Annotated in this window: 19 protein-coding genes; 17 read left to right on the top strand and 2 right to left on the bottom strand. The window is 50.0% G+C overall.

The genetic code is table 11. The features are described 5' to 3' along the window. The first annotated feature begins 144 nt into the window (after positions 1-144). The 17 genes from IPH59_12815 (at position 145) to IPH59_12735 (ending at position 15,821) form a co-directional block, all read left to right on the top strand. Positions 145-1,080 (top strand): protoheme IX farnesyltransferase, encoded by a 936-nt coding sequence (locus tag IPH59_12815; protein ID MBK7092578.1) that lies wholly within the window; start codon positions 145-147, stop codon positions 1,078-1,080. A 279-nt stretch (positions 1,081-1,359) separates the two neighbouring features. Next, entirely contained in the window at positions 1,360-2,007 is a 648-nt protein-coding gene (locus IPH59_12810; GenBank protein ID MBK7092577.1) for a cytochrome c3 family protein, read from the top strand. 1,959 nt (positions 2,008-3,966) lie between these two features. Next, positions 3,967-4,983, top strand: a complete 1,017-nt coding sequence (locus IPH59_12805; protein MBK7092576.1) for a 4Fe-4S dicluster domain-containing protein — start codon at positions 3,967-3,969, stop codon at positions 4,981-4,983. A 129-nt stretch (positions 4,984-5,112) separates the two neighbouring features. Then, on the top strand, positions 5,113-6,456 hold the full coding sequence (nrfD, locus tag IPH59_12800) for a polysulfide reductase NrfD (protein MBK7092575.1): 1,344 nt from the start codon (positions 5,113-5,115) through the stop codon (positions 6,454-6,456). Next, complete coding sequence (locus IPH59_12795) at positions 6,453-7,001, top strand: DUF3341 domain-containing protein (protein ID MBK7092574.1); 549 nt, start codon at positions 6,453-6,455, stop codon at positions 6,999-7,001. Before nrfD ends, IPH59_12795 begins: the two co-directional genes overlap by 4 nt. After that, the gene (locus IPH59_12790) at positions 6,998-7,621 is read left to right on the top strand and encodes a cytochrome c (protein MBK7092573.1); all 624 of its coding nucleotides are present in this window, start codon (positions 6,998-7,000) and stop codon (positions 7,619-7,621) included. Before IPH59_12795 ends, IPH59_12790 begins: the two co-directional genes overlap by 4 nt. A gap of 17 nt (positions 7,622-7,638) precedes the next feature. Next, entirely contained in the window at positions 7,639-8,823 is a 1,185-nt protein-coding gene (locus IPH59_12785; GenBank protein ID MBK7092572.1) for a hypothetical protein, read from the top strand. A 9-nt stretch (positions 8,824-8,832) separates the two neighbouring features. Then, positions 8,833-9,186 carry a hypothetical protein gene (locus IPH59_12780; GenBank protein ID MBK7092571.1) on the top strand — a complete coding sequence of 118 codons (354 nt, stop codon included), beginning with the start codon at positions 8,833-8,835 and terminating at the stop codon, positions 9,184-9,186. Between the two features lie 3 nt (positions 9,187-9,189). Then, positions 9,190-10,029, top strand: a complete 840-nt coding sequence (locus tag IPH59_12775) for an SCO family protein (GenBank protein ID MBK7092570.1) — start codon at positions 9,190-9,192, stop codon at positions 10,027-10,029. A 39-nt stretch (positions 10,030-10,068) separates the two neighbouring features. Beyond that, positions 10,069-11,010, top strand: coding sequence for a cytochrome c oxidase subunit II (coxB, locus tag IPH59_12770; protein ID MBK7092569.1), 942 nt, complete (start codon positions 10,069-10,071; stop codon positions 11,008-11,010). An 11-nt stretch (positions 11,011-11,021) separates the two neighbouring features. Continuing rightward, positions 11,022-12,635 (top strand): cytochrome c oxidase subunit I, encoded by a 1,614-nt coding sequence (gene ctaD, locus IPH59_12765; protein ID MBK7092568.1) that lies wholly within the window; start codon positions 11,022-11,024, stop codon positions 12,633-12,635. An 8-nt stretch (positions 12,636-12,643) separates the two neighbouring features. Next, positions 12,644-13,300: a cytochrome c oxidase subunit 3 family protein gene (locus tag IPH59_12760; GenBank protein ID MBK7092567.1), complete on the top strand. Its 657-nt coding sequence runs from the start codon at positions 12,644-12,646 to the stop codon at positions 13,298-13,300. Between the two features lie 4 nt (positions 13,301-13,304). Then, on the top strand, positions 13,305-13,805 hold the full coding sequence (locus IPH59_12755) for a cytochrome C oxidase subunit IV family protein (GenBank protein MBK7092566.1): 501 nt from the start codon (positions 13,305-13,307) through the stop codon (positions 13,803-13,805). 76 nt (positions 13,806-13,881) lie between these two features. Next, positions 13,882-14,811 (top strand): COX15/CtaA family protein, encoded by a 930-nt coding sequence (locus tag IPH59_12750; protein ID MBK7092565.1) that lies wholly within the window; start codon positions 13,882-13,884, stop codon positions 14,809-14,811. Continuing rightward, complete coding sequence (locus tag IPH59_12745) at positions 14,808-15,131, top strand: SCO family protein (GenBank protein ID MBK7092564.1); 324 nt, start codon at positions 14,808-14,810, stop codon at positions 15,129-15,131. The genes IPH59_12750 and IPH59_12745 overlap by 4 nt, the downstream gene beginning before the upstream one ends. Then, positions 15,016-15,408, top strand: coding sequence for an SCO family protein (locus IPH59_12740; GenBank protein MBK7092563.1), 393 nt, complete (start codon positions 15,016-15,018; stop codon positions 15,406-15,408). The genes IPH59_12745 and IPH59_12740 overlap by 116 nt, the downstream gene beginning before the upstream one ends. Continuing rightward, on the top strand, positions 15,408-15,821 hold the full coding sequence (locus IPH59_12735) for a DUF420 domain-containing protein (GenBank protein ID MBK7092562.1): 414 nt from the start codon (positions 15,408-15,410) through the stop codon (positions 15,819-15,821). The genes IPH59_12740 and IPH59_12735 overlap by 1 nt, the downstream gene beginning before the upstream one ends. Before the next feature lie 52 nt (positions 15,822-15,873). Here IPH59_12735 and IPH59_12730 read toward each other — a convergent pair whose 3' ends face one another. Both IPH59_12730 and IPH59_12725 read right to left on the bottom strand, forming a co-directional pair. Further along, the gene (locus tag IPH59_12730) at positions 15,874-17,667 is read right to left on the bottom strand and encodes an ABC transporter ATP-binding protein (GenBank protein ID MBK7092561.1); all 1,794 of its coding nucleotides are present in this window, start codon (positions 17,665-17,667) and stop codon (positions 15,874-15,876) included. Next, on the bottom strand, positions 17,651-19,525 hold the full coding sequence (locus IPH59_12725) for an ABC transporter ATP-binding protein (GenBank protein MBK7092560.1): 1,875 nt from the start codon (positions 19,523-19,525) through the stop codon (positions 17,651-17,653). Before IPH59_12725 ends, IPH59_12730 begins: the two co-directional genes overlap by 17 nt. Positions 19,526-19,539: the final 14 nt, after the last annotated feature.

The following is a 19,539-nucleotide window of genomic DNA, read 5'->3' as shown; positions in this document are numbered from 1 at the left end:
CGCCAATGATTTCTTACGTGACAAATTTTGTCCATAATGACCACATTGCAAATATTATTGCTTGAATTCGCAGAGGGCTTCGTATAGTATGAAGTTTCGTCAGACGTAAACTATATTTAACCTTCGGAGTGGAGCAACTAAGATTTGTCTGAATCGTCAATCGCAAAGAGCAGAGTAAATCAACCCATATTGACGGTCGCCGATAATCGCGGTAGCTTGACTTTGGTTGTCCGCGCATACATTCAGTTAACCAAGCCGACTATTATGTTGTTGGTGCTAATTACCGGTGCAACGGCTCTGGTGATAGAGGGTAGTTTTCTTTCGCAGCCATTCGACTTTCTACTGGTGATGCTGGGACTTTACCTAACCGGTGGCTGCGCAAATGCACTCAACCAGTATTTTGAGCGGGAAGTTGATGCTCGGATGAAGCGGACGGCCAAGCGTCGCCCGTTACCTCAAGGAATAATCAGCCCTGTCAGTGCTTTGATTTTCTCTGTGAGTATTGGCTTAGTCGGAGTAGCTACATTTTGGTACTTCTTCAATGCTTTGACGGCATTGCTTTCCCTTGGAACGATTCTCTTTTACAGCTTGTTTTATACCCTTTATCTTAAGCCGAATACCTATCAAAACATTGTCATTGGTGGGGCAGCGGGTGCAATGGCGCCCGTGGGCGCATGGACCGCAGCGACAGGGGACATGGCTTTGATGCCATGGTCAATTTTCTTAATCGTCTTTCTCTGGACACCGCCACATTTCTGGGCTTTGGCGCTTTTCTGCAAAGATGATTATCGAGAGGTCGGATATCCGATGCTTCCTGTCCTGAAGGGTGATCGCGCAACACACAATCAGATTCTCGCCTATTCAGTAGCCTTAGTCGCTGTGAGTTTCCTGCCAATTGCGGCAGGTGCGGGCTGGCTCTACGCTGTCGCGGCAGGCTTGCTTGGTGGCGTCTTTATACTTCGCGCATGGCGTGCGCGGAAGTCTTGTGAGATTAGTGACGTCAAGAGGCTGTTCGGTTTCTCGATCATCTACTTATTTGCAATTTGTGCGGCTTTGATGATAGATAATTTTGTTGCTTGAGTAATGAACTCGAGTAAGTTCCTTGTGAGCGAACTGCTTTTTGTCAGTTCGAACTTTGAAATTGTGGAGTGACGATTCGGGGACGCGAAAGAGAAGAGTCTCTTGGTTTTCAATGTTTAGGGTTTGTGCCTAAAACTTCTTGACACCATTGGGTGATTTTTTTATCATCCCCGCCAACACGCCATGGAACGTAGAGAAAGTCACGTAACAATACCGATGTTAGGCGTGGCTAGGGCTACAGTGAGCTTTGTGAAAAAAGTAACTAATTAAGGATTCTTTTTGTCGCAGATATTTCCACAGTGGACAAACAAGTTACCGGCAGCACTCTTGGCGGCTACGATCTTGTTAGTAGTAGGTGGAGTCGGATTTCTCTGGTACTATGGTTCACCCAAGTACACCGATGTTGGTTATCGTCCGACACAACCAGTGCCATTTAGCCACAAACTTCATGCCGGCGATTTGGGCATGGACTGTCGCTACTGCCACAGCAACATCGAGAGGTCGGCAGTTGCTAATGTGCCTGCTACTCAGACTTGTATGAATTGTCATACACTTGTTCTGCCGCAAAGCGAAAAGTTGCTCGCAGTTCGTGAAAGCTGGGCGACGGGCAAGCCGATTGAATGGGTGAATGTCCACTTGTTACCGCAGTATGCTTATTTCAATCACTCGCTCCACTTAAATGCGGGAATTGGTTGTATTAGTTGTCACGGCAATATTGCCGAAATGGAGAAGGTTCAGCAGATGCAACCTTTGAGTATGTCTTGGTGTCTCGACTGCCACCGAAATCCCGATCCGCATTTACGGCCCGTGGACCAAATTACCAATATGAACTACGCGCCGCCGGCGGACCAAGAAGCGTTTGCTGAGCGGGTCAAGGAAGAGAAGAAACTGAATCCTACACAGGATTGCTCGGGTTGTCATAGATGAGCGACAATAAATTGAACGGCAAGCTTACCGGCAAAGACTACTGGCGCAGCCTGGATCAACTGGCTGATACGCCTGAATTCAAGGAATTCCTGCACCGAGAATTCCCTGAAGGCGCCTCCGAAATGCGCGATTCTGTTAATCGACGGACGTTTTTGAGTCTGATGGGCGCTTCGATTGCTCTGGCAGGAGTAGCTGGATGCCGCAAGCCGGTTGAAAAGATCCTGCCCTATGTTACCGCGCCGGAAAATGTCATTCCCGGTATTCCACAGCACTATGCTACGACAATGCCGCTTGGCACGACTGCATATGGAATTCTCGTCGAAAATCACGAGGGACGCCCCACCAAAATAGAAGGCAATGAACTTCACCCGTCAACTCGCGGCGCCTCAAATACATTTATGCAAGCTTCGCTTCTCGGTCTGTACGATCCTGATCGTTCACAGCGGATAATGGAGAAGAACGCCGAGCGCACTTGGGCTGACTTTGTATCATTCTGGCGCACACAATTTGATCAGTATTCTGCTAGTCAAGGTGCGGGTCTTGCGATACTGAGTGAATCATTCAATTCGCCAACTATGGCGCGATTGATGAGAGAATTCAAGGCGAAGTTCCCGCTTGCGGTTTGGGCGACTTATGACGCTGTCAGTAATGAAAATGTCACTTCTGGAATGAGAATCGCATACGGTGCCTCGCTTCAACCTGTTTACTCATTTGAAAATGCCGAAGTCGTCCTTTCATTGGATTGCGACTTCCTCAAAACTGAACTTGATAACGTCTCTGCTTCGCGCGGATTCGGCAGCGGTCGACGACTTACGACCGAAAATGACTCAATGAATCGCCTCTATGTAGTAGAGAGCACATTTAGTCTGACCGGCTCCTCTGCCGATCACCGACTGCGCATTCCTTCCTCGCAGATTCCAGCGTTTGCAATGGCCTTGGCCAACGAACTCCGGAATCAAGGTCTCTCTCTGGCCATTAGTACTTCGAGTGGCGGCGGATTTGACGCCAAGTGGCTGAAAGTGGTTGCATCGGACCTTCTCAAGGCACGTGGCAAGTCACTTGTCTGTGCCGGCTACCGGCAGGCGCCGGCAGTTCACGCCTTGGTGGCGGCCATCAACGAATCGCTTGGCAATGTTGGCACTAGCGTATCTTATGTAGAACCTGCCGATGTTGCGCAACCTAGTCGCAGTGAGCTAATTGCGTTGCTTTCAAAAGCATCAGCAGGGCAGTTGAAGACATTAGTAGTACTCGGCGGCAATCCGCTTATGAATGCCCCAGCCGATCTCAGTTTTGACGCAGCTATTTCGAAGATAGAAAATACGATTCATCTTTCTGCATATCGCGATGAGACCTCCCATGCAGTGAAGTGGCATGTGCCGATGACCCACTATCTCGAGGCATGGGGTGATGCACGCTCCTCTGATGGTACCGCATCAATCATTCAGCCGATGATTGAGCCGCTCTTTGGCGGACATAGTGGTATCGAGATGTTAAGTTTGGTCGTGTCAGGAGAGGACCTCCGTGGTTACGATATCGTTCGCAAGACGTGGGAATCGATTTTGCCTGGTGCTTTTGAGAAGTCGTGGCGCAAAGTCCTGCACGACGGATTACTCGAGAATTCGGCGTTGACCCCAGTAACGGCATCAGTCGATGTGGGTCGTATCTCTGCGGCAATGAGCGAATTGTCTGCCGCAGATTCCGGGCTTGAAGTTGTATTTGCTGTCTCTCCTCAAGTTCATGATGGCCGATTTGCCAACAATGGCTGGTTGATGGAGATGCCGCACCCGATTACTAAGATCACTTGGGATAATGTTGCGATGATAAGCATCGCCACTGCAAAGCAGCTTGGCCTCAAGAGCGGCGACTTAGTGCAGTTAACAGTCGGTGGCCGTTCGATTGAGCTGCCCGTATGGCATGTTCCAGGTCACGCCGACAACTCAGTGACTGTTGAATTGGGATATGGTCGGACAAGCTCCGGTCGCGTCGGCGACAAGGTCGGCTTTGACCTTTATCCGATTCGTCCATCCGATACGCCGGACATCGCTCCGGGGCGCTTCAATCACCAAGTTAAATCGCGAGTATTTTATTTCCTGTGCACAGGATCACTGGTCGATGGAAGGCCGTCCGTTGGTGCGTGAAGCGACTCTTGAAGAATATCGCAAAGAACCGAAGTTTGCTCAGGAAATGGTCGAGCATCCGCCGTTGGAATCGCTTTGGGAAGAGCATAGTTACAAGGAAGGCTACCAGTGGGGAATGGCAGTAGACCTCAATAGTTGCACCGGTTGTGGCGCTTGTACCTTGGCATGCCAAAGTGAGAATAACATTCCGATCGTTGGTAAACAGCAGGTTTCCAAAGGTCGCGAAATGCATTGGATTCGCGTTGATCGGTATTTCTCGGGCTCAGTTGAAGACGCCGAAATGGTGCATCAGCCCGTCATGTGTCAGCATTGCGAAAATGCCCCGTGCGAGCAGGTTTGCCCAGTTGCTGCGACAGTTCATGATAAAGAAGGTCTCAATGTTATGGTTTACAACCGTTGCATCGGGACGAGATACTGTTCAAACAACTGTCCCTATAAGGTTCGCCGTTTCAACTACTTCAACTTTACGAAAGATACTCCGGAAATCGTCAAGATGGCGATGAATCCGGATGTAACGGTTCGCTTCCGAGGCGTGATGGAAAAATGTACGTTCTGCGTCCAGCGCATCAGCGAAGCACGAATCAAGTCGAAGCTCGAGAATCGCGACATTCGCGATGGCGATATTACCACGGCGTGTCAGCAGGCATGCCCCACCTCAGCTTTGACTTTTGGAAATATCAATGACGCAAATAGTAGGGTAAATAAGATGAAATCCCAGAATCGCAACTACGCGATGCTGGCGGAGTTAAACGTGAAGCCTCGCTTAACCTATTTGGCTCGAATTCGCAATCCGCATCCGGATCTTGTGACAAGCGCCCCGGTTGAGCATCACGGATAATAGGATCGATAAGGAAATTCTGATTTGAGTACCAAGGTCGAACATCATCCCGAAATCCTGATTCAGGGCAATCCGAATTTTTCTTCGGTGACCCAGCATATCAGTCAGATCGTCGAGGACAAGACCAAAATGGGCTGGATACTGCTTTTTGGCTTATCTGCTTCCATTTTGATGATGTTGCTCGGAGCTGTCGGGTATTTGCTATTCGAAGGTATTGGTATTTGGGGTAACAATCAGCCTGTTTCGTGGGCATTTGATATTGTCAATTTCGTGTTTTGGGTTGGTATCGGCCACGCAGGTACTCTTATCTCGGCAATTCTTTTCCTTTTCCGGCAGAAATGGCGGACGTCGATCAACCGCTTTGCGGAAGCGATGACTATTTTTGCGGTAATATGTGCGCTCTTATTTCCATCGATTCACGTTGGTCGCGCCTGGCTGCTTTACTGGGTAATGCCGCTTCCGAATCAGATGTCAATGTGGCCCAACTTCCGCAGCCCATTGTTGTGGGACATGTTTGCAGTAGGTACTTATTTCACATGTTCGCTCTTATTTTGGTACGTGGGATTGATTCCCGACTTGGCAACGCTCCGTGATCGAGCGACAACAAAGATTCGCAAGATCGCTTACGGTATATTTGCATTAGGCTGGCACGGCGGTAATACTCAATGGAAGCACTATGAGCTTGCCTATTTGATTCTTGCTGGCATTTCGACTCCGTTGGTATTGTCAGTACACTCGATCGTATCGACAGACTTTGCGACTTCAGTCCTTCCAGGCTGGCACACGACGATCTTCCCGCCATACTTTGTTGCAGGCGCAATTTTCTCCGGTTTTGCAATGGTAATGACGCTCGCGCTGATTGCCCGCAAGATTTATAAGCTGGAAAACTACATTACCATGAATCATCTCGAGAAGATGAATAAGATCATGTTGGTAACCGGCATGATGGTCGGGTACTCATACGGTTGCGAGTTCTTCGTTGCATGGTATTCCGGCAATCCATATGAACAATTCGCATTTATCAATCGCGCCTTCGGACCGTACTGGTGGGCATACTGGACGATGATCACGTGCAACGTAGTTGTGCCGCAATTGTTCTGGTCTAAGAAGTTGCGCACTAATCTTGCAGTCATGTTTGTAGTTTCGATCCTCATCAACGTTGGTATGTGGTTTGAACGATTTGTGATTTTGTTGACGTTGACACGAGACTTTCTGCCGTCGTCGTGGGGTTGGTATTGGCCGACGATTTGGGATGGCATGACGATGGTTGGTTCATTCGGTCTGTTCTTCACTCTGTTCCTTCTGTTCTTGCGATTCCTGCCAATGATCTCGATGGCAGAAGTTAAGGGTGTACTGCCGCAGGCAGACCCACACTACCATCCTACGGGTGACCACGGAGCCGCAAAATCAGGGAAACACCATCCCAATCCTGGAATCGAGCCGGGACCGACAATGGGAGGAGCCGGGTTATGACAGTAGCAGCTGACCATGTCAAAGCAGTAATTGCCGAATTCGATTCGCCTGCCGATCTGATGCACGCTGCGGAGCGAGTCCGTGACGGTGGCTTCCAGAAGTTCGACTGTCACTCGCCATTCCCGATTCATGGAATGGACAAAGCGATGGGACTCAAACGTTCGCCAATCGGTTTTATCGTAGGCGGGGCAGCACTATGCGGTTTCCTCGGCATTTCCGGTTTCATCTACTGGGTTTCGGCTGTCGACTATCCGATGGTGATATCAGGTAAGCCGTTTTTCAGCTTCCAGGCTTTCGTGCCGGTAGCATTTGCCGTGACGGTCTTGACCTCGGCAATCACGGCTACATTCGGAATGATGGTCATCAACCGTCTTCCACAATTGTTTCACCCGCTGTTTGAGTCAAAGAACTTCCGGCGCTTCTCCGATGACGGCTTCTTCGTCAGTATCGATTCAGCCGACCCGAAGTTTGATGCTGGTCGCACCGGTGATTTTCTCAAGAGCATCGGCGGTAAGAACATCGAGGTTATTGAGGTGAAAGAATGAAGCTGTCAGCAAGATATATCCTAAATCTTGCAGGAACAGCCGTCCTTGCGATTGCTATTTCTCTTGGCTGTACTCGCGGACGTCCTTCTGAGAATACTCCGATTCATCTCAATCCTAATATGGACAGACAGCAGAAGTATCTGCCTCAGTCCGAAGGGCACTTCTTCGAGGATGGCATGACGATGCGAACGCCGGTGGCCGGGACAGTAGCGCGTGGCGAGTTGCGAGAAGACGACGCTTATTGGCGCGGTCGAGATGAGATTGATAGTGTTATTGCCAAGATCCCGGTGCCTATAACCACACAGCTCATTGAGCGCGGACACGAAAGATTCAACATTTATTGTGCGCCATGTCACGGACGAACCGGTGATGGGCGCGGAATCGTTGTGCAGCGTGGAATGCTGCCACCGCCCTCTTTCCACGATGATCGCCTTCGAAAAGTAGGAGACGGTCACATTTTTGATGTCATTTCAAATGGTATTCGCAATATGCCTTCCTACAAAGCCCAGATTCCGGTTGAAGATCGCTGGGCAATCGTGTCTTTCTTCCGTGCACTGCAGCGAAGCCAGAATGCGACGCTTGAAGACGTACCAGTCGAGATGCGTGGCTCCATTAAATAGGGATAGTGAATTCGAAAATGAGATTTGACGCACAAACATATAGACTCAGCGAAGCCGGTAAGCTCGGGACAATTGCACTCGGTATCGGAATTGTAGGTATCGCGGGCTGTGTCGGCGCTTACTTTGTCGATCCGAAGCAGTTTTTCTATTCTTACTTGACTGCCTTCGTGTTTTGGACGAGCATCGGATTGGGCGGACTCTTTTTCTCGATGATACATCACTTGGTTGATGCGACATGGAGCGTCGTCGTGCGCCGCATTATTGAAACAATCGCATATTCCTTGCCCATCTTGCTGATCTTCTTCATTCCTGTCGCATTGGGAATGAGCAATCTCTTCCAGTGGAGCGATTCGACACAAGTAGCATCGGATCATTTGTTAAAGAGCAAGAGCGGCTATCTCAATACCGGTTTCTTCTTGATCAGAACACTCGTTTACTTTGCGATTTGGACTTTCCTTGCGGTTCGCCTTTATCGTTTGTCACGCAAGCAGGATGGCGGCCACGACTTGAGCATCACAACCACTTGGCGCAAGATTAGCGCCCCGGGAATGATTCTGTTTGCATTGACCACGACTTTCGCTGCGATCGACTGGATCATGTCACTTGATGCGCACTGGTACTCGACAATTTTCGGGGCATACTATTTCGCTGGCGCGGCGATGTCGCTGATGGCAGTCACTCTGATACTTGTGATCTACCTGCACAAGAACAACATCTTGCGCGGAACTGTAACAGAGGAGCACTATCATGACCTCTCCAAGCTCATGTTTGCGTTCATCGTTTTCTGGGCATATATGGCTTTCTCACAGTACTTCTTGATATGGTACGCCAATATTCCAGAAGAGACGATATGGTTCAAGCACCGCTGGGAAGGCTCATGGAAGACAATCACTTTGATAATCGTAATCGGACATTTCTGTCTGCCGTTCCTGATGTTGATTACTCGTGCGGCCAAACGCTCAGCTAATTTCCTGCTTTTTGTCACATTCTTTATGTTAACAATTCACTACATCGATATGTACTGGCTGATCTTCCCGAATCTGCATCATCATGGTCCGCACTTCTCGTGGGTGGATCTGACTTCGATTCTGGCGATTGGCGGACCGTTCATATGGTATTTTTGGTCAAAATTCACTTCAGGTCCGATAGTTCCGGTTGGTGATCCGAAACTTCCGGCTTCGATCAAATTCGTGAATCAATAGGAACCGATCATGAGTCATTCGCACGATAAGAATCATCAGCCGGATACCTCAGCTGGGTACGAAAAGAAAGACATCAATGTCAAAAAGATCCTGATCGCGACCGTCATAATCGTGATATTTTTGGTCGTTAGTGTCCTGTTTGTCGACGAGATTTTTGTCCACGAGAAGGAACAGCTCATCACAGATGTTGTTCTGAAACCTGTATCAATTACTCTGCGTGAACTACGTGCCAAGGAAGACGTAGTACTTAGCACTTACAAACTGCTCGATTCGCAGAAGGGAATCTATCAGATTCCGCTGGAGCGCGCGATGAAAGTCTACGCCGAGGAAGCATTTGTGAACAGACCGACGGGAACGAATTAGGAAATGAAGCAGACAATAAGCCGTTTCTTTGGCATCGCTTTCATCCTTATATTCATGTCGATTCTTCAGTCGCATCTTTTCGCGCAAGTGGTTCGCGATAGTGTGCCTGAGCTTCAGAAGATTGATATCGTCGAGCATCTTGGTCAGACAATTCCACTCGATCTAACTTTCATAAACGATGTCGGCGACACTGTTCAACTCTCCAAGTATTTTCATCAGGGCAAACCGGTGATCGTTACATTAGCATATTATAATTGCCCGATGTTGTGTACGATGGTCCTCAACGGGCTGAGCGATGGAATTCGTGGCATGAGCCTCACCCCGGAGAAAGACTTCACGGTTTTGACGATTAGCATCAATCCTACTGAAACCGCGAATCTTGCCGGAGCCAAACGCTCGCGTTATATGGAAAATCTTGGTGACAAGGGAAAGAACGACGGTTGGCGATTTTTTGTTGGCGAAGAGAGTCAATCGCGAGCGCTCGCCAACGCCATTGGCTTCCAATACTATTATGACGAAGAACGCAAAGAATACGCGCACGCTGCCGGAGCTTTCGTGATTACTGAAGAAGGCGTTATTTCGCGATATCTTTATGGACTTGAATTCAAAGAGCGCGATCTCAAGCTGGCGCTCTTGGAAGCTTCAGAGGGTAAGATTGGCTCCACACTTGACCGCTTGATCCTTTATTGTTTTCACTACGATCCGTCAGCCAAAGGCTATGTCATGATGGCCGGTAACATCATGAAGCTTGGCGGACTTCTGACACTGATAATCGTAACAATTTTCTTAAGCATATTCTGGGCTCGCGAACGTGCTCAGCGGACCGTCGGCTCGACGGCCTAATTTCAACAAATTCTGATGACGGATTCGTACTAGAGGATTATGGACAATACGGGCAGCTTATTTCTACCTTCTCCACATTCGACGATGGCCGGCGACGTTGATGCGCTGTTCAATTTCATTTACATCTCCTCGGCCATTTTGTTGGCGCTTGTCACTGCCGCCATCATTTTCTTCATTGTGCGCTACCGTCGCCGTGGGGCTGCAACTACGACCTCGGGAGTTGATCATAACCTCACCGTTGAAATCGTCTGGACTGTCATCCCGACCATTGTGGTGTTTATCATCTTTGCGTGGGGATTCAAAGACTTCATCAGACTTCATGTCGCACCGGGGCAGTCGATGCAAGTCAAGGTCACAGGCCAGAAGTGGTTCTGGTCCTTTGATTATCTTGAAGGTGTGAGCAGTGTCAATGAACTTGTTGTCCCAGTTGACAAGCCGGTAAAGCTTTTGATGTCATCGCGTGATGTGATTCATAGCTTCTATGTACCGAACTTCCGCATCAAGAACGATGTGCTTCCGAACCGCTACTCGTCAGTGTGGTTTGAGGCGACTGATACCGGCAGTTACAATCTCTTCTGTACTGAGTATTGCGGCACCAAGCACTCCGAGATGATCGGAAAGGTACGAGTCGTTACGACGGCTCAATATACAGAGTGGATTGAGAAGGCGTCCGGTCCAGCTCCGGGCGAGTCGATTGCCGACTACGGCGCCAAGCTGTACCAACAAAAAGCGTGTATCACTTGTCATTCAGTCGATGGCAAGGCAGGTACGGGTCCCAGCTTTAAGGGAATATTCGGACACAACGCCGAGCTTGAGGCTGGCGGTTCAGTTCTTGTGGATGAGAACTACATTCGTGAATCAATCTTGGAGCCGAAAGCTAAGGTCGTCAAGGGATATCAACCTGTGATGCCAACCTATCAGGGGCTTCTGAAAGACAAACAAATCGACGCGCTCGTCGAGTATATCAAGTCGTTGGAGTAAGAAAGCAAACCATGACAAGTAACGCCATTCCTGCCGTAAACTATCTCAATACGCCCAAGGGACTGAAGTCTTGGCTGCTGACGCGCGATCACAAGCGCATCGGGCTGATGTACCTGTTTGCGATAATGTTCTTCTTCCTTGTTGGAGGAATCTTCGCTCTCTTGATTCGCTGGGAACTGCTGACGCCTGCACAGGACTTGATGGCTCATGATACGTATAACAAGATGTTCACGCTGCACGGCGCGATAATGATCTTCTTGTTTATCATTCCTTCGATCCCGGCAGCATTGGGCAATTTTGTGTTACCGCTAATGCTCGGCACAAAGGACGTGGCTTTCCCTCGTCTTAACCTGGCAAGCTGGTATGTCTATGTCTTCGGTGCGCTATTCGTTTTGTATTCGACAATTACCAACGCTGTAGATACCGGGTGGACTTTCTATACACCGTATTCGACGACCACAAACACGGCAGTAATATCGATGGTACTTGGAGTGTTCATTCTTGGCTTCTCGTCTATTTTTACCGGAATGAACTTCATTGTTACAATTCACAAGATGCGTGCACCCGGCATGACCTGGTTCAGTATGCCATTGTTCTGTTGGGGTATCTACGCTACTGCCATCTTGCAGATTCTGGCAACGCCAGTCCTTGCAATTACGCTGGTGCTTCTGATTCTCGAGCGTCTCCTCGGTATCGGTATATTCGATCCGGCGCTAGGTGGCGACCCCGTTCTCTTCCAGCACTTCTTCTGGTTCTATTCGCATCCCGCGGTATACATCATGATTCTTCCGGGAATGGCGATTATCTCCGAAACGATTGCGACTTTTTCACATAAGAAGATCTTCGGGTACAAGGCTATCGCGTTTTCGAGCCTTGGCATCGCGCTTGTCAGCTTCCTGGTATGGGGACACCACATGTTCACATCCGGCCAGTCGGAACTCGCAGCCGTGATCTTCTCGTTCTTAACCTTCCTTGTTGGAATACCTTCCGGTATCAAGGTTTTCAATTGGCTCGCTACGATGTACAAAGGTCAGATCTCGCTCGACTCGCCGATGCTTTACACGTTAAGCTTCCTGTTTCTGTTCACCATAGGTGGCGTAACAGGTATCATGCTTGGAGCGCTATCGGTGGATATCCATCTTCACGACACGTATTTCGTCGTCGCGCACTTTCACTATGTGATGATGGGCGGCACAGTTATGGCGTTCTTGGCGGGACTGCATTACTGGTGGCCGAAAATCTGGGGGCGCATGTACAGCGAGTTTTGGGCTCGTATTGCCTGCGCGCTGATTTTCATCGGATTCAATATGACATTCTTCACCCAGTTCATAATGGGCTCGCAAGGTATGCCGCGTCGCTACTTCACTTATGTCGAGCAGTATCAGGGACTGCATGGTTTCTCCTCAATTGGAGCTTTTGTCATCGGAGCCGGTTTTGTCGTGATGGCGTTCTATTTGATACAGGCGATTTTCAAGGGCAAACCTGCCGGTGATAACCCCTGGGGTTCGTTGACAATGGAATGGGCTACCAGTTCACCGCCTCCGACTGAGAACTTCCACCACGATCCGGTTGCATCTCACGGCCCGTATGATTACGACAAGATTGTCGTCAAGGAAACAAGGTAGGTAGCGCGATGTCGACTCATCAGTCAACCCACGGCCACCCGGCACATCTTCAGCACCATTTTCACGATTCCGCGCAGCAGGCGGACGCCGCAAAGCTCGGGACATGGCTGTTTCTATTGACAGAAATCTTGCTCTTCGGCGGCTTGTTCTGCGCTTATGCAATATTCAGAGCGTGGTATCCCGATATGTTCTGGGAAGCACACAAGCAGCTCGATGTAGTGCTTGGATCGATCAACACAGTTGTTCTGATTACCAGTTCTGTCACGATGGCGCTGGCAATTCGCTCAATGCAGTTGAACAATCGCACGCATACTCTGTGGTTCTTGGCTGCGACCTTGATGTTTGCGGCAACCTTCTTGGTGATTAAGTACTTCGAATATGAACACAAAATTCACCTCGGCCAGCTTCCCGGCAAATACTACACCTATACCGGCCTCGAGGGCAACAACCCGCACGTGTTTTTCAGCATTTACTTTGCGATGACGGGACTTCACGGATTCCACGTTCTCGGCGGAATGGGGCTGATTGTTTGGATGATGATTCGAACGGTACGGGGAACTATCTCGGCCGAGTATTATACACCAATTGAGATGACGGGCCTCTACTGGCACTTGGTCGACTTAATCTGGATTTTCCTGTTCCCATTATTGTATTTGATAGGGTAGAAGCATGAGTTCAAGCGCAGCCAGTCATACACAAAATCACGTTTTGCCGCTCAAGATTTATCTTGGAATCGGTGCGGCACTCCTGTTTTTGACATTTGTCACTGTAGAGGTTTCTTTTTACGACTTTGGCGGTCTCAATATTGTCATAGCGCTTGCAATTGCTTCCATCAAAGCGCTGCTTGTGGCATTCTTCTTCATGCACCTCTGGTATGACAATAAGTTGTTCTTTATTGCATTCACAGTTTGTCTCCTGTGCTTGACTGTTTTCATCGTCCTGACGATGTTTGACACTACTCGACGTGGTGATATTGATGAGCTTCGCGTGAAGCCGATCAATACGCGCGCCGAGATGTACAACTCAGCCGCTTTCAATAAGGGCGCAGCCGGCCATGACAGCTCGGGAGCAAAGATTGATTCCACGATCGTCGATACCACCAAGGTCATTTCCGATTCCATGTCTGCCACACCTGCTACGGTACCGGCCGCGACCAACTCTGGCCATTAATGGTTGCTTTGTTTATAAGCAACTTCTATAATTGTCCTTAGAGTGGACAAATCATGCGATATTGCGGTAAGATAAGATGACTCTGTTCCGACGTTTTGCGCTCCTTTCCACAATCGGCACTTACATCGTTATCTTCGCTGGCGGCCTTGTCCGAGTATCAGGGGCTGGACTCGGATGCCCCGACTGGCCAAAATGCTTCGGCGGGTGGATTCCCCCGCTAAGCGCAGCCGACTTGCCCGCTTCGATAAACCCAGCCACATTCAATTTCACGCTTGCCTGGATCGAGTACTTGAATCGGCTTTCAGGGATGATTCTGGGGCTATTCATCGCAGCGACTGCAGTACTTGCGATTGTGCATTATCGGCGTACGCTTCGGATCTTGTTTCCTTCTATTGGTGCAGCTTTGTTGGTCGCATTCCAAGGATGGCAAGGTGGGCAGGTCGTCTTATCGGAATTACACTCACTGACTGTTTCGATTCATCTGGTGATTGCGCTCATGATAGTCAGTCTGTTGATTTACGTTGCCCAACAGGCGTACTACCTGGAAGAGACAAGTTCAATAACAGAGGTGGCGTATCCAAAGTCAGTACCCATATCCATTGGTCTTCTGTGGCTAATCACTGTCATACAAATTGTCATCGGTGCTAATGTCCGTGCGGATATCGAAGCCTTGATTGTGACAAGCCCGCTTGCGACTGATCACGAGCTAATGGCGCTTGTCGGTGGAATCAAGTACGTTCACGTGTTTCTGGGAGTTATTGTCGCGGCAATGGCATTCACGATCGGCATCATGGTGTATCGAACAACACCCCGACCTGACCCTATAGTTAAGCTTGGCGTGTGGACAATGATACTGTTCGTAGCTGTGCAGATGTCGCTTGGGACAGGCTTGATTGCGGTGGCATTGCCGCCACTGCTTCAGCTGTTTCATGTTTGGGTAGCGTCGCTCTTCATTGGCGTTTTGTTGGTGCTCTACACAGCGACCAAGAGGCTAGGGAATAGATGACTAAGCAAAGCAAACCGTCACTGCTGATATGGGGTGTGCCTCTGGTCGTAATTCTTGCTGTGGTGGCCGCATTTGTGGTCAATTCGGCCGAACAATCGCGTAGTCAACTGCCAATCCTCGGCGAGGTGCCGAGCTTCAGACTAACGGCCAGTAACGGCGAAGAGTTTACGCGGACGGACTTGAATGGACGATTGCACGTCGTGAATTTCATGTTTACTCGCTGTCAGGGCGTTTGTCCGACGATGTCTGCGAATATCAAGAAGATGTACGACCTGTATCGCGGGTCTGACAAAGGTTCGATTCTTATCTATTACCGTTGATCCGGACTACGACACGCTTGAAGTGCTTCGCACTTATGCCGATGGCTTTGGAGTCAATGATGGTCGTTGGATTTTTGCTCGCGGCCCGCTGGTCGATGTAGCAGTACTTTTGGAACATGGCTTCATGCTTGATGCAAGCGATTTACCGTCGAATCATCCTTCGTATCTAATACTCGTCGACGATAAGGGACAGATACGCGGATTTTATTCATACAACGACGATGACGAATTGACTGCGCTACGAGACAATGTCCGCAATCTGGCGAGGTCAATGTGATTGACTACTCTATTCTCCCGTCAGTTAATGCCACCTTTAACGCAATTAGTGCGATCCTTCTGGCGCTCGGGTACATCAACATCAAGCGCGGACGCCGCGAAACACACCGCAAGATCATGATAGCCGCACTGATTTCGTCGGCTCTGTTTTTGACGACGTACCTGATTTACCACTACGGTGTCGGCTCCGTACCGTATCCACATCATGATTGGACGCGACCGGTATACTTTGCGATTCTGATACCGCATGTCATACTTGCAGCTCTGATGACCCCTTTCATAATTGTCGCTGTAACTCACGCACTGAAGGGGCGATTCGAAAAGCATCAACGCATAGTACGCTGGCTCTGGCCGGTGTGGATGTTTGTCTCGATTAGCGGCATCGCAGTCTATGCGATGCTTTACCATCTGTAGCGATTAGTGATTCTCACTCTCTCATGCTTACCAAGAGAGAGTGAGAACAATCTTACCCTTCAACAGCTTCCTGCAATTCACTACGAGAGTACAATTCGCGATAAGAATCCGAACGCACAAGCAGTTCATCGTGCGTGCCGCGGTCAATGATCTTGCCTTCTTCAAAGAGCAGGATCTTGTTAGCCTTGCGCAGAGTCTTGGCGCGATGCGTCACAACGAAGCAAGTCATGTCCGGCATAACTTCGTGCAACGCCGACCACAGGCGCTCCTCTGTTCGGGCATCGAGCGCAGAAGTGCAATCATCGAGAATCAGTATCTTCGGATTGCGCGCCAATGCTCGCGCGATCGCGACGCGCTGTTTCTCGCCGCCCGAGATCGTCAACCCGCGTGTGCCGATTCGCGTTTGCAGACCGCTCGGGAAACGCTCCAGCTGTGAATCGAGTTGCGCGAGTTTGATTACCTCGGTGACCTTCTCGGCAGTGATCGAATTGTCGCCGAATCGGACATTGCCTTCGATCGTGTCCGAAAACAGCACCGGTTCCTGCGGAACATAGCCGATGATATCGCGATAGTCATCTAAAGAGAGCGATTTCAAAGGACGACTATCTAACATGATCATCCCTTCGTTCGGATCGACCAGGCGCGTCAGCAGGTTGATCACCGTGCTCTTGCCGGATCCGACGCGACCCACCAAGGCAACCGTTTCGCCCTTGTTGACTTCGAATTCGACGTCTCTCAGCGAGTAGTGCTCGCTGTTGGCAAATCGGAATGACACATTCGCGAAACGAATCTTCTCGAAATCAATCGCGCTGTGGTCACCGTTGTGATTGGACACCATAGCCGGGAAATTCTGAATCTCCATCAGGCGCCCAATGCTGACCGCCGACTGACGACCTTTCACGATGAATTGGCCGATGTCAAACATCGGGAAGACCAGCAGGAAGATATAGCTCGTGAAAGCCACGAAGTCACCGATCGTTATCGAACCTTTCGCCGCCATGATACCGCCAATCAATACTACCAAGGCGATTCCGAACTGCCAGATGTACATGTACAGCGAATCAATAGCTGCCCAGGCGCGAACGGTTGAAATTTCCGCCTTGCGACGCGCTCCGATTGTGGCGGCGAATTTCTCCTTCCATGCTTCTTCGCGATTGTACGCTTTGACCACACGCGTGCCTGAAAAGCACGACTCCATCGCATTGTTGAGGTCGGAGATACGCGCTTGGAGATTGTCGAAGCGCTTGTCCAGCGAACTCGATGTAAACATGAAAATGATGATCAGTATCGGTAACGGTGTAACCGTGTAAACGGTCAATCGTACATCCAAAGTCAACATCATTGCTACACCGATCACGACTATCAGCACAGCTTCGTAGAACCGGAAGATTCCCGAGCAGGCAAACCACGCCAACTTCTCCGCGACGTCGTCGGTCATACGAGTCACCAAATCGCCTGTGCGAAAGGCGTTATAAAAGTCAGGACCTTTTTCAGTCGTCGAAGCGAACGCCCGCTGACGGAACTCCCACTCCAGTCGCTGATTCATGTAGGCGCGTGTGCCTTGAAGCGCGTTGTAAACGACCAATACGACTACAGCAAGAATCAGCTGGATTGTCAGAGCTTCCGCGAGGGGTGACAGCTCGTATCTCTGCAACATTGCACCAATCGGCTGGAGCAAAGTCGGGAGTTCACCCTTGCCGTACTTGACGACATCAAAAAGATACTTCAGCACCATTGGCTGCAGCATCGCTATGGCGGCGATGGCCGGTGTTCCCACCACAAGCCAGGTCAATGCCAGCTTGTGATTGGAATATCCGCTCATCAACCACTTAAACTTTTTCCACATTTGCTACCTTCACTGTTTCTGGTCCCTGGAACTGCAGGCGATAGAGCTTCTCATAGTAACCGCCTTGAGCCAGTAGCTCCCGATGTGTTCCGCGCTCGATAATCTGACCCTCGCGGATGACCAGTATTTTGTCGGCATCCAGAATCGTCGAAAGTCGATGCGCGATTATCAACGACGTCCTGCCGGCCAAGAGCCGGTCAAGTGCCAGTTGTATCTGCTTCTCGGTATCGGGATCCACCGAGCTGGTGGCCTCGTCGAGAAGCAAGATCTGCGGATCGAAAACCATCGCCCGTGCAAAAGACAGCAATTGTCTTTCACCGCGGCTGAGATTGGCGCCGCGTTCGGAAATCTCAGTTTCGTATTTCTTCGGCATCCGCTCGATAAACCGGTCAGCTGTTACCAACTGCGATGCCGATTCCAGTGCTTCCGCACTGATGCGACTCTGTTCAAGCGTGATATTGTCGCGGACATTTCCCGGGAAGAGGAAGATATCCTGCAATACCAAACCAAACTTTGACCGCAAATCGGTTGTATGCAAGTCGCGGATGTCGATTCCGTCGACTGTGATTCGGCCTTCAGTCGCATCGTAGAAACGAAGCAGCAAGTTTACGATTGTGCTCTTGCCGCCACCGGTAACTCCAACCAGCGCGACCTTCTCGCCCTTGGCGATCTCAAAGGAAGCGTTGCGCAGTGCAAAGCGATCATCGCCATTATAGGAAAGCCCGACATTCTCGAAGCGAATGACTTCGTTGAAGCTCGGCCACACAAGCGGCTTAGGCGCTTCAGGAATCCGCTCTTCATTGTTCATTAAGGCAAACACGCGTCTGGCTCCTGCTATGGCGCGCTGCAATACGTGCAGTTCTTCAGCCGCACGGTGTATTGGTTCGAAGAACATCCTCATGAACATGATGAACAACAGTATTGTACCGACTGTCATTGATTCAGCGCCGGTTCCTGAAACCTGTCCAACCAGAACGGTCGCACCGAAAAACGTCACTGCCGCGATACCGACGTTCTCCACGAAGAAGACCAGGTTGAAGAACGTGGTGTGCGAGAGGTGCGCTTCGGCATCGAGCTTGAACTTGCTCCGATTAGCTTCGTTCATGCGGTCCCGCACCAGCTGCTGGCGATTGAATACCTGCACGACGCTCATGCCTTGCAGGAATTCCGTCATTGTCGCGATAACGTCGGCCATCTTCTTGCGGATGCCCAGAAACCGCGGGGTCGTATAGCGCTGATAGAAGTAGATCAGCACGATAACGATCGGCGCCAATGCCAGCACCGCAAGCGTCAGCCGCCAGCTGTAGTAGAACAGAATCGCAAAAATGCCAATCAACTTCAGCGCATCGCCGATAATAAGCACAACGACACTTGAAAAGAACTGACGCAACGCCTCGCCATCCGATTCAACTCGCGACAACAGCCGTCCGACAGGATTGCGATCAAAAAACGATACTGAAAGTCCGACGACGTGGTTGAAGCAGCGTTGCTTCAAATCGGTAATAACATCCTGACCTATTACTTCCAAATGAACTCGTTGAGCGTAGTTCGCAACCAGGAACGCCAACAGCACGACCACATAAATAAGGGACATCCACATGATCTGCGGGATCAGTGCCTCAACCGTAGCAGTCGGCAGACCGATGCCGGCAGTCGTCGAGGCAGGGGATGTAACCAGATCGACAGTCTTCTGGATCACCACTGGGCTAAGCAACGAGAGCCCGTTGGCGACAATGAGCAGCACAAGGTTGATGTACAACCTGTGTCGGTGCGGTGACAGGAGCGGCAACAAGCCGCGCAACGCTTCTTTGGCGCTGACTGAAGTCTCCTGTTCCTCTTGATAATATGCTGAATCCATAATTTGCTAACCAA

The sequence above is a fragment of the bacterium genome (assembly GCA_016708315.1).
Taxonomy (GTDB): Bacteria; Zixibacteria; MSB-5A5; order CAIYYT01; family CAIYYT01; genus JADJGC01.
The sequence above is the reverse complement of the archived record's forward strand: the minus strand, read 5'-3'. Positions and strand labels throughout refer to the sequence as shown.

What these genes read in the sequence shown, in the direction of transcription:
- IPH59_12805 (MBK7092576.1), top strand. Translation starts at nt 3,967, where the DNA reads ATGGTCGGACAAGCTCCGGTCGCGTCGGCGACAAGGTCGGCTTTGACC.
- nrfD (MBK7092575.1), top strand. Translation starts at nt 5,113, where the DNA reads ATGGGCTGGATACTGCTTTTTGGCTTATCTGCTTCCATTTTGATGATG.
- IPH59_12795 (MBK7092574.1), top strand. Translation starts at nt 6,453, where the DNA reads ATGACAGTAGCAGCTGACCATGTCAAAGCAGTAATTGCCGAATTCGAT.
- IPH59_12790 (MBK7092573.1), top strand. Translation starts at nt 6,998, where the DNA reads ATGAAGCTGTCAGCAAGATATATCCTAAATCTTGCAGGAACAGCCGTC.
- IPH59_12785 (MBK7092572.1), top strand. Translation starts at nt 7,639, where the DNA reads ATGAGATTTGACGCACAAACATATAGACTCAGCGAAGCCGGTAAGCTC.
- IPH59_12780 (MBK7092571.1), top strand. Translation starts at nt 8,833, where the DNA reads ATGAGTCATTCGCACGATAAGAATCATCAGCCGGATACCTCAGCTGGG.
- IPH59_12775 (MBK7092570.1), top strand. Translation starts at nt 9,190, where the DNA reads ATGAAGCAGACAATAAGCCGTTTCTTTGGCATCGCTTTCATCCTTATA.
- coxB (MBK7092569.1), top strand. Translation starts at nt 10,069, where the DNA reads ATGGACAATACGGGCAGCTTATTTCTACCTTCTCCACATTCGACGATG.
- ctaD (MBK7092568.1), top strand. Translation starts at nt 11,022, where the DNA reads ATGACAAGTAACGCCATTCCTGCCGTAAACTATCTCAATACGCCCAAG.
- IPH59_12760 (MBK7092567.1), top strand. Translation starts at nt 12,644, where the DNA reads ATGTCGACTCATCAGTCAACCCACGGCCACCCGGCACATCTTCAGCAC.
- IPH59_12755 (MBK7092566.1), top strand. Translation starts at nt 13,305, where the DNA reads ATGAGTTCAAGCGCAGCCAGTCATACACAAAATCACGTTTTGCCGCTC.
- IPH59_12750 (MBK7092565.1), top strand. Translation starts at nt 13,882, where the DNA reads ATGACTCTGTTCCGACGTTTTGCGCTCCTTTCCACAATCGGCACTTAC.
- IPH59_12745 (MBK7092564.1), top strand. Translation starts at nt 14,808, where the DNA reads ATGACTAAGCAAAGCAAACCGTCACTGCTGATATGGGGTGTGCCTCTG.
- IPH59_12730 (MBK7092561.1), bottom strand. Translation starts at nt 17,667, where the DNA reads ATGTGGAAAAAGTTTAAGTGGTTGATGAGCGGATATTCCAATCACAAG.
- IPH59_12725 (MBK7092560.1), bottom strand. Translation starts at nt 19,525, where the DNA reads ATGGATTCAGCATATTATCAAGAGGAACAGGAGACTTCAGTCAGCGCC.